The sequence below is a fragment of the Nocardia sp. NPDC004415 genome (genome assembly GCF_053602435.1).
On the sequence record NZ_JBSGDP010000107.1, the window covers coordinates 1 to 9,930 of the forward strand.

Sequence of the window (9,930 nt, forward strand, 5' to 3'; positions counted from 1 at the left end):
GCGATACTTCGGCTTCGCCGTGACGTCTCGCCCTTCGGATGCGAGGCGGCCGAAAACCCGGGGTGGCCGAGGGTGTCGTCAGCGCAGGCCGGTGCCTCGGGCGAGAGCCGTTTCGATCAGGGTGGAGACCAGGGTGGGGTAGTCGATGCCGGTCGCCTCCCACATGCGGGGGTACTGCGAGATGGGGGTGAAGCCGGGCATGGTGTTGATCTCGTTGATGACCGGGCCGTCGGCGGTGACGAAGAAGTCGACGCGGGCCAGGCCCTGGCAGTCCAGGGCGCGGAAGGCGCGCACCGACAGCTCGCGGATCTGCTCGGCCACGTCGTCGTCGAGTTTGGCGGGCACGTCGAACTCGCAGACGTCGTCGAGATATTTGGTGGCGAAGTCGTAGAACTCGGGGGCCGCGGCGTCGGCGTCGGGCATCCGGATCTCCGAGACCACGCTGCCGCGCACCTGGCCGTCGGCGAATTCCAGGACACCGCACTCGACTTCACGGCCGAGGATGCCCGCCTCGACGATCACCTTCGGGTCGTGTTCGCGAGCGGTGGCGACGGCGGCGTCGAGCGCGGCCCAGTCGGTGATCTTGGTGATACCGATGGAAGAGCCGCCGCGCGCGGGCTTCACGAACGCGGGCAGGCCGAGCCGATCGCGCTCGGCCTGGGTCAGCGTCGCGGTACCGGGGCGCAGCACCACCTGGGTACCGACCGGTAACCCTTCGGCGGCCAGCAATTTCTTGGTGAACTCCTTGTCCATGCCCGCGGCGCTGGCCAGCACGCCCGCCCCCACGTAGGGGACACCGGCCAGTTCGAGCATGCCCTGCAGGGTGCCGTCCTCACCGAACGGGCCGTGCAGGATCGGGAAGACCACGTCCACGCGGCCGAGGGTGGCCGACGGATCGTCGAGCGCGACCAGCGCGCCGGCCCGGCCCGGGTCGGCTGCCAGCGTCAGCGCGGTGCCCGCCGCGTCGACCGCGGGCAGCGCGTCGTGGCTGAGCTCGAGCTGACCGATCCCCTCGGCCAGTACCCAGCTGCCTGCGGCGGTGATACCGATCGGCACCACCTCGTAGCGCGCGGGATCGAGGTTGCGCAGCACGCTGCTCGCCGATACACACGAGACGGCGTGCTCGCTGCTGCGCCCGCCGAAGACCACAGCTACCCTGATCCGGTTCGTCATGACCGTCAACTTAGTGGGTTCGCGGCGCTGTGGCGGCATCGACCTTACTCAGGCTTGATCTTTCTTCCGAGCAGGCTGTCGACGGCCTCGTTGACCGAAAGTCCCTCGTGACACACCCGGTGCACCGCGTCGGTGAGGGGCATCTCCACCTGGTGCGCGGCCGCGAGCGCCCGCACCGATGTGCACGACTTCACACCTTCGGCCACCTGCCCATTGGTCGCCTCCTGCGCGGCCTGCATCGAGCCACCCGAGCCGAGCACGTACCCGAAGGACCGATTGCGTGATCCCGGCGAGGTACAGGTCGCCACCAGGTCACCCACTCCGGCGAGCCCGGCCAGCGTCACCGGCTGCGCGCCGAGCGCGACACCGAGCCGCATCACCTCGGCGAGCCCACGGGTGATCAAGCTGGAGACCGAGTTGTATCCCAACCCCATCCCCGAGGCGATACCGCACGCCAGCGCGATGACGTTCTTGCACGCGCCACCGATCTCGGCCCCGATCACATCGGTATTGGTGTACGGCCGGAAGTACCCGGTGGCACAGGCCCGCTGCGCCACCCCGGCGCGCTCGCTGTCGGTACAGGCGATCACGGTCGCCGCGGGCTGACGTTCGACGATCTCGTGCGCGAGATTCGGCCCCGACAGCACGGCGATCCGGCTCGCCTCGGCGCCGGTGACCTCCGCGATCACCTGGCTCATCCGCAGCAGCGTGCCGGTCTCGACCCCCTTCATGAGACTGAGCAGCGTGGCGTCGGAACCGATATCGCCCTTCCACAGCTCCAGATTCGCCCGCAGCGACTGCGACGGGACCGCCAGCACCACCAGATCCGCGCCGTCGAGCGCGACCCGGTGATCGTCGGTGCCGCGCACCGGCGGCAGCTCGACACCGGGCAGGTAGAACGGATTGCGGTGCTCGGTGTCGAGCGCCCGCGCGACCTCGCCGCGTCTGGCCCAGATCGTGACCTCGGTCCCCGCCTCTGCCAACACCTTCGCGAACGCGGTGCCCCACGACCCCGCACCCATAACCGCCGCCCTCGTCATCAGCCCAATATGCCATGGAAGGATTGACCTCATGCGTCCGCACACCGTGCACGCCGTGATGGCGGTCAAGCACATCGACCGGGCCAAGAGCCGCCTGGCCGAGGTCCTGACCGCCACGCAGCGTGGGCAGCTCGTCCTGGCCATGTTCGCCGATACGGTCACCGCCGCGACGGCCGTGCCGGAGGTGCTGTCGCTGACCGTGGTCACCCCCGATCCGCGCGTGGCCACCCGCGCGAGCGAACTCGGCGCGCAGGTGCTGGCCGAGCCCGCCGGTGCCGCGGATCCGCTCAACGCCGCCCTCGCCGCGGGCGCGCGCGACGTGCGCGACCGGCACGGCCCGGCGCATCTGCTCGCCCTGCAGGCCGACCTGCCCGCGCTGCGCCCGGCCGAGCTGTCCGAGCTGCTCACCGTCGCCCCCGACGGCACCCGCTCGGTGGTCATCGATCACACCGGCACCGGCACCGCCGCGCTCCTCGTGCGCGACACCCTCGCCGACCTGGCTCCCCGCTTCGGCGCCGGATCGGCACGGGCGCACCGCGCCGACGGCGCGCAGCCGCTGCCCGGACACTGGCCGGGCCTGCGCCGCGATGTCGACACCCCCGCCGACCTGGCCGCCGTCCACGCGCTCGGCGTCGGCGAGTTCACCGCGGCCGTGCTGCGCGAATTCGGTCTGCTCGATCGGGAAAGTGATCCGGTTCGCACCGTGTGCTAGCCGATCGCCGCGCCGGACACAGATCGGATCAACCGGACAAGTGTCATGCTGCGGACTGGCCGGTCCGTAGGGGATGATCGATGGTGTGAGCGACACGGAAACGATCAAGCCGCAGCCCCCGATTTCCCCGCCACCTGCCGCTGCCGCGGCCACGGGCGGTGACGCGGCCGCCCAGCGGTTGCCCCGCGATCGCTACCTGAACCGAGAATTGAGCTGGCTGGACTTCAACGCCCGGGTCCTGGCACTGGCCGAGGACGCCTCGCTGCCGTTGCTGGAACGCGCGAAATTCCTGGCGATCTTCGCCTCGAATCTCGACGAGTTCTACATGGTTCGCGTCGCGGGCCTCAAACGCCGGGCCGAGACCGGGCTGTCGGTGCGCTCGGCCGACGGACGCTCCCCGTCCGAGCAGCTGGAGATGATCACCGCGCGCGCCCAGGAACTGGCGGTGCGCCACGCGAACGTCTTCCTCGACGAGGTGAACCCGGCGCTGGCCCAGGAGGGCATCGACATCATCGGCTGGGCCGACCTCGACGACGAGGAACGTCAGCGCCTTTCGGGCCACTTCACCGACCAGGTCTTCCCGGTGCTCACCCCGCTGGCCGTCGACCCGGCCCACCCGTTCCCCTACATCTCGGGCCTGAGCCTCAACCTCGCGGTGACGGTGAAGGACACCGGCACCGGCGGCGAGCATTTCGCCCGCGTGAAGGTGCCCGACAATGTCGACCGGTTCGTGCGCGTGCGCCGCACCGAGGCGCCCTCGGCGATCGCGGCCTTCCTGCCCATGGAAGACCTCATCGCCGCGCATCTGGACCTGCTGTTCCCGGGTCTGACCGTGGTGGAGACGCATTCGTTCCGGATCACCCGCAACGCCGACTTCGAGGTCGACGAGGACCGCGACGAGGACCTGCTGCAGGCGATGGAGCGCGAACTCGCCCGCCGCCGCTTCGGCAAGCCGGTGCGCCTCGAGGTCTCCGACGACATGACCGAGCACATGCTCGAGCTGCTGCTGCGCGAACTCGAGGTCGACCCCGCCGACGTCATCCAGGTGCCCGGCCTGCTCGACCTGTCCTGCCTGTGGCAGGTCTACGGCGTGGACCGGCCCGATCTCAAGGACGCGCCCTACGTTCCGGCCACCCCGGCGGCCTTCGGCGAGCGCGAGACCCCGCGCAATGTCTTCTCCGCGCTGCGCGAGGGCGACGTACTCGTGCACCACCCCTACGATTCGTTCTCCACCAGCGTGCAGCGCTTCATCGAGCAGGCCGCCGCCGACCCGCAGGTGCTGGCGATCAAACAGACCCTCTACCGCACCTCCGGTGACTCCCCGATCATCAACGCGCTGATCGAGGCCGCCGAGGCGGGCAAGCAGGTCGTCGCGCTGGTCGAGATCAAGGCGCGCTTCGACGAGCAGGCCAACATCAAATGGGCCCGCGCCCTGGAACAGGCGGGCGTGCACGTGGTCTACGGCCTGATCGGCCTCAAGACCCACTGCAAGACCTGCCTGGTGGTGCGCCGCGAGGGCTCCACCATCCGCCGCTACTGCCACATCGGCACCGGCAACTACAACCCCAAGACCGCGCGCCTCTACGAGGACGTCGGCTTGTTCACCGCGGCACCGGAAATCGGGGCCGATCTCACCGACCTGTTCAATTCGCTGACCGGTTACTCCCGCAAGGAGGACTACCGCAATCTGATGGTGGCCCCGCTGGGCGTACGGGCCGGGATCGTCGAGCGCATCGACCGCGAGATCGAATTGGCCGGGCAGGGCAACCCGGCGGGCATCCGGATCAAGGCCAACGCCATCGTCGACGAGCAGATCATCGACGCCCTCTACCGCGCCTCGCAGGCCGGTGTGCCGGTGCGGATCGTGGTTCGCGGCATCTGCGGGCTGCGCCCGGGCGTGCCGGGGCTCAGCGAGAACATCGAGGTGCGCTCGATTCTCGGCCGCTTCCTGGAACACTCCCGCATCCTGCAGTTCCGGGCCCAGGACGAGACCTGGATCGGCAGCGCCGACATGATGCACCGCAATCTGGACCGCCGGGTCGAGGTGATGGTCCAGGTCAAGGACCGCAGGCTCACCGAGCAGCTGAGCGCGGTCTTCGATTCCGCGCTCGACCCGATGACCCGCTGCTGGGTGCTCGGTCCGGAGGGCGCCTGGCAGGCCAGCCCGCGCGACGCCGCGGCCGACCAGGTCCGCGACCATCAGCAGTTCCTGATGCGGCTGCGCAGGCCCGACCAGCCGTGACCATGCGAGATCCGCAGGTGCGGCCCAATATCCACGCGGCGGGCGCGGTGCTCTGGCGGCCGGGCGATACCGGGCCGGAGATCGCCGTGATCCACCGGCCCAAATACGGCGACTGGTCGCTGCCCAAGGGCAAACTCGACCCCGGTGAGACCCCGGTGGTGGCGGCGGTGCGCGAGGTCGGCGAGGAGACCGGCCTGCCGTGCACGCTGGGCCGCTATCTGGGCCACGTCACCTATCCGATCCCGGGACACCGTCAGCTCAAGCGGGTGGACTACTGGGCCGCCGAGGCCGCGGCCGGGGAGTTCACCGTCAATGCCGAAGTCGACCAGCTGCGCTGGTTCCCGCTGGACCGGGTGATGGACCAGCTGTCCTATCCGATGGACCGGCAGGTGATACGGATGTTCGCGCGGCTGCCCGCGCGCACCGCGACGGTGCTGCTGGTGCGCCACGCCAAGGCCGGCAAGCGCGCCGCCTGGGACGGACCCGACGCGCTGCGCCCCCTGGAGGCCGCCGGACAGCAGCAGGCCAAGGCCCTCACCCCGAACCTGTTGGCGTTCGGCGCATCCGAGATCCATTCGGCCGATCCGCTGCGCTGTATCCAAACCGTGACCCCGTTGGCGGAGCAGCTGAACGTCGAAATCAATTGCGAGCCAATGTTTTCCGAGCAAGGTTACGATTCAGCGAAAAGCGCGGCCCGGCAAAGGTTTCTGTCGTTGATAACGGATCGGGGTGTGCCCGCGGTGTGCAGTCAGGGCGGGGTCATTCCGGATCTGACGCAGTGGCTGGCCGAGCGCAGCGGGCTGACTCTGCCGCCCGCGCGCAATCGCAAGGGCAGCGTCTGGGCATTGTCGTTCGTCGGCGACCGATTGGTCGCGGCCGACCATATGGATCGCTCACTGTCGACGGGAATCGTCACCGCCTGAATCGAGCTACCCCCGACAGCCGAAACGGCCCCGCGGAAAGCGGGGCCGTTGTCGGTCCAGTGGTGGGTGATGCGTTCACGTGCACATTCCCCGACCCGATCCTGCTGCGGCAGGATCAACGAGCACGACGGGCAGCAGTCTTCTTGGCAGCAGTCTTCTTGGCAGGGGCCTTCTTGGCGGCGGTGGTCTTCTTGGCCGCCGCCGTGGTCTTCTTGGCGGCGGTCGCGGTGACCTTCTTGGCCGGCGCCTTCTTGGCCGCGGTCACTTTCTTTGCCGCCGTGGTCTTCTTCGCGGCGGCGGTGGTCTTCTTGGCCGCCGTGGTCTTCTTGGCGGCGGGAGCCTTGGTGGCTGCCTTGCGGGCGGTGGTCTTGGCCGGACCCTTCGACGGCGTGGCCTTCTTGGCTGCCGTCTTCTTGGCCGCGGTCTTCTTGGCCGCCGCCTTCTTCGCCGCCACCGGGGCGTTCACGCCACGCTTGACGGCGGGGCCGGACGCGGCCAGCTTCTGCTTACCCGCGATCACCGCCTTGAACTGCGCACCGGGCCGGAAGGCGGGGACCGAAGTGGCCTTCACCTTCACGGTTTCACCGGTACGCGGGTTACGGGCAACCCTGGGGGCACGCTTGCGCTGTTCGAACACACCGAAACCGGTGATGGTGACGCTCTGACCTTTGTGCACGGCACGGACGATGGTATCGACCACGTTCTCGACAGCCGCGGTAGCCGTACGCCTGTCCGTACCCAACTTTTCGGTCAGAACGTCGATCAGTTCCGCCTTGTTCATTGAATCCTCCGCAGACTAATGGCCCGTCGTCGGACCGACTAGGTACCACGGTAAACCCAGTTTGAGCAAGAGTCTATGTGCCACGCCAAAATTCATGTGGTTTAGCACACGTCCAGCTACCGCCCCCAGGGAAGCGCCACCAATCGTTCGGCGGTGATTACGCCCGCGAAATAGGCTCCGGCAGCGTCACGGGTTTCCATGACGGCCTTCCCTTTTCGAACTCGCCGATGACGTCGGCTTGCCGCAGCGTGAGCCCGATGTCGTCCAAACCCTCCAGCAGACGCCAGCGGGTGTAGTCGTCAATATCGAACGGCAACACGACGGTTCCCGCCGTCACGGTGCGTGCGGTCAGGTCGACAACCAATTCGAGGCCGGGCTGTTCCTCGATCAGCTTCCACAGCATTTCGACATCGTTCTGTGACATCTGCGCGGCGAGCAGACCGCCCTTCCCCGCATTCCCACGGAAGATGTCGGCGAAACGCGAGGAGATGACCACCCGAAAGCCGTAGTCCGACAGCGCCCACACCGCGTGCTCGCGGGAGGACCCGGTACCGAAATCGGGCCCGGCCACCAGCACGCTGCCGTGCCGGTAGGGCTCGGTGTTCAGAATGAAGTCCGGATCGGCCCGCCAGCCCGCGAACAGGCCGTCCTCGAAACCGGTGCGAGTCACGCGCTTCAGGTAAACGGCCGGGATGATCTGGTCGGTGTCGACATTGGACCGGCGCAGCGGGACCCCGATGCCTTTGTGAACGGTGAAGGCTTCCATAACGATTCTCCTACAGATCGGCGGGCGAGGACAGGGTGCCGCGGACGGCGGTGGCGGCCGCGACCAGCGGCGAGACCAGGTGGGTACGGCCGCCCTTGCCCTGCCTGCCTTCGAAATTGCGGTTGGAGGTGGACGCGCAGCGCTGGCCCGGTTCCAGCTGATCGGGATTCATGCCCAGGCACATCGAGCAGCCCGCCTGGCGCCATTCCGCGCCCGCGGCGGTGAAAATATCGCCGAGTCCTTCTTTTTCCGCCTGCGCGCGCACCCGCATCGAGCCGGGTACGACCAGCATTCGCACGCCCTCGGCGACGTGGCGGCCCTTCAAAACATCGGCGACCGCGCGCAGGTCCTCGATCCGGCCGTTGGTGCAGGAACCGACGAACACGGTGTCCACGGTGACCTCGCGCAGCGGCATCCCCGGCGTCAGGTCCATGTAGCGCAAGGCCTTCTCGGCGGCGTCGCGCTCGCTCTCGTCGGCGATCTGGGCCGGGTCGGGCACGTTCGCGCCCAGCGGCAGGCCTTGGCCCGGGTTGGTGCCCCAGGTGACGAACGGGGTCAGCGCGTTCGCGTCGATGTGGACCTCGGCGTCGAATTCGGCGCCCTCGTCGGTGCGCAGCGCGTCCCAGGCGGCCACCGCGGCGTCCCAGTCGGCACCCTGCGGCGCGTGCGGGCGGCCCTTGAGGAATTCGTAGGTCACCTCGTCGGGGGCGATCATGCCCGCCCGCGCGCCCGCCTCGATGGACATGTTGCAGATCGTCATCCGCGCCTCCATCGACAGCTTGCGGATCGCCTCGCCGCGGTATTCCAGGACATAACCCTGGCCGCCGCCGGTGCCGATCTCGGCGATCACGGCCAGGATCAGGTCCTTGCTCGTGACACCGGGCGCCAATTCGCCGTCGACGGTGATGGCCATCGTCTTGAACGGGCGCAGCGACAGCGTCTGGGTGGCCAGCACGTGCTCGACCTCGCTGGTGCCGATGCCCATGGCCAGCGCGCCGAACGCGCCGTGGGTGGAGGTGTGGCTGTCACCGCACACCACGGTCGTGCCGGGCTGGGTCAGGCCCAGCTGCGGGCCGACCACGTGCACGATGCCCTGTTCGCGATCGCCCATGGGGTGCAGCCGCACGCCGAACTCGGCGCAGTTGCGGCGCAGCGTCTCCACCTGGGTGCGCGAGATCGGGTCGGCGATCGGCTTGTCGATGTCGGTGGTGGGGACGTTGTGGTCCTCGGTGGCGATGGTGAGATCGGGGCGGCGCACCGGACGGCCCGCCGCGCGGAGCCCGTCGAAGGCCTGCGGGCTGGTCACCTCGTGCACGAGGTGCAGATCGATGTAGATCAGGTCGGGTTCGCGGGAGGAACCTTCGCCTTCGCCAGGGACGACGACGTGCTGGTCCCACACCTTCTCGGCCAGTGTGCGGGCGCGCTCGGCCATTGCTTGATCACCTTTCGACGGGCATACTTGGAATCTCAAGATTTGAGACGTTAGTATCGTTCTATGAGACAGCATAGCGGTATCGGTGTCCTCGACAAAGCCGTGGCGGTGCTCTACGCCGTCGCGGACGAGCCATGCGGTCTCAACGACCTGTGCACCCGCACCGGCCTGCCCCGCGCCACCGCGCACCGGCTGGCGGTCGGGCTGGAGACCCACCGGCTGCTGGCCAGGGACGGCAACGGGCTGTGGCGGCCGGGGCCCGCGCTCACCGAGCTCTCGGCCGGTGCCGCCGACCCGCTGGTGGAGGCCGCGGGTGCCATTCTGCCCCGCCTGCGTGAGATCACCGGCGAGAGTGTCCAGCTCTACTGCCGCGACGGCAACGCCCGGGTCTGCGTGGCCGCCCTGGAGCCACCCGTCGGCCTGCGCGACACCGTGCCGATCGGCTCCCGCCTGCCGCTCACCGCGGGCTCGGCGGCCAAGGTGCTGCTCGCCTGGGCGGACCCGGAACTGCAGCGCACCGTGCTGGCCGACGCCGTGTTCGGCGATCGGGCGCTGGCCGAGGTCAGGAAGCGGGGCTGGGCGCAGAGCGCCGCAGAACGCGCGCAGGGCGTCGCGAGTGTGTCGGCCCCGGTGCGCGACACCGGTGGTGTGGTGGTGGCCGCGGTCTCGGTCTCCGGCCCGATCGACCGGATGGGCCGGCGTCCCGGTGCGCGCTGGGCCGCCGATCTGGTCGCCGCCGCCGAGGCGCTGCACAAACGGCTGTGAACGAGAAAGACCCCCGGTCGAATTCGACCGGGGGTCTTTCTTTGTAGCCCCGACGGGATTTGAACCCGCGCTACCGCCTTGAGAGGGCGGCGTCCT

At 69.0% G+C, this 9,930-nt stretch carries 9 protein-coding genes; 4 read left to right on the forward strand and 5 right to left on the reverse strand.

Annotated features, from left to right (window positions below; translation table 11 throughout):
- Nucleotides 1–78: 78 nt before the first annotated feature.
- Nucleotides 79–1,173, reverse strand: a complete 1,095-nt coding sequence (locus tag ACWEMY_RS28695) for a D-alanine--D-alanine ligase family protein (protein ID WP_452392529.1) — start codon at nucleotides 1,171–1,173, stop codon at nucleotides 79–81.
- Nucleotides 1,174–1,217: 44 nt separating this feature from the next.
- Nucleotides 1,218–2,213, reverse strand: coding sequence for an NAD(P)H-dependent glycerol-3-phosphate dehydrogenase (locus ACWEMY_RS28700; RefSeq protein ID WP_375929300.1), 996 nt, complete (start codon nucleotides 2,211–2,213; stop codon nucleotides 1,218–1,220).
- A 31-nt stretch (nucleotides 2,214–2,244) separates the two neighbouring features.
- Between ACWEMY_RS28700 and cofC the strand changes: the two genes are divergently transcribed.
- The 3 genes from cofC (at nucleotide 2,245) to ACWEMY_RS28715 (ending at nucleotide 6,090) form a co-directional block, all read left to right on the forward strand.
- Nucleotides 2,245–2,925: a 2-phospho-L-lactate guanylyltransferase gene (gene cofC, locus ACWEMY_RS28705; RefSeq protein ID WP_452392530.1), complete on the forward strand. Its 681-nt coding sequence runs from the start codon at nucleotides 2,245–2,247 to the stop codon at nucleotides 2,923–2,925.
- Between the two features lie 73 nt (nucleotides 2,926–2,998).
- Complete coding sequence (locus ACWEMY_RS28710) at nucleotides 2,999–5,167, forward strand: RNA degradosome polyphosphate kinase (protein WP_452392531.1); 2,169 nt, start codon at nucleotides 2,999–3,001, stop codon at nucleotides 5,165–5,167.
- A gap of 2 nt (nucleotides 5,168–5,169) precedes the next feature.
- Nucleotides 5,170–6,090, forward strand: coding sequence for an NUDIX hydrolase (locus ACWEMY_RS28715; protein WP_452392532.1), 921 nt, complete (start codon nucleotides 5,170–5,172; stop codon nucleotides 6,088–6,090).
- Between the two features lie 115 nt (nucleotides 6,091–6,205).
- Here ACWEMY_RS28715 and ACWEMY_RS28720 read toward each other — a convergent pair whose 3' ends face one another.
- The 3 genes from ACWEMY_RS28720 to leuC all read right to left on the reverse strand — a co-directional run bounded on the left by ACWEMY_RS28720 (nucleotide 6,206) and on the right by leuC (nucleotide 9,069).
- Nucleotides 6,206–6,871 (reverse strand): HU family DNA-binding protein, encoded by a 666-nt coding sequence (locus tag ACWEMY_RS28720; RefSeq protein ID WP_452392533.1) that lies wholly within the window; start codon nucleotides 6,869–6,871, stop codon nucleotides 6,206–6,208.
- Nucleotides 6,872–7,028: 157 nt separating this feature from the next.
- Nucleotides 7,029–7,637: a 3-isopropylmalate dehydratase small subunit gene (gene leuD, locus ACWEMY_RS28725; protein ID WP_452392534.1), complete on the reverse strand. Its 609-nt coding sequence runs from the start codon at nucleotides 7,635–7,637 to the stop codon at nucleotides 7,029–7,031.
- 10 nt (nucleotides 7,638–7,647) lie between these two features.
- Entirely contained in the window at nucleotides 7,648–9,069 is a 1,422-nt protein-coding gene (gene leuC, locus ACWEMY_RS28730) for a 3-isopropylmalate dehydratase large subunit (protein WP_375929306.1), read from the reverse strand.
- A gap of 63 nt (nucleotides 9,070–9,132) precedes the next feature.
- Here leuC and ACWEMY_RS28735 point away from each other — a divergent pair, with 63 nt between their 5' ends.
- Nucleotides 9,133–9,834 carry an IclR family transcriptional regulator gene (locus ACWEMY_RS28735; protein ID WP_278263791.1) on the forward strand — a complete coding sequence of 234 codons (702 nt, stop codon included), beginning with the start codon at nucleotides 9,133–9,135 and terminating at the stop codon, nucleotides 9,832–9,834.
- Nucleotides 9,835–9,930 lie beyond the last annotated feature (96 nt).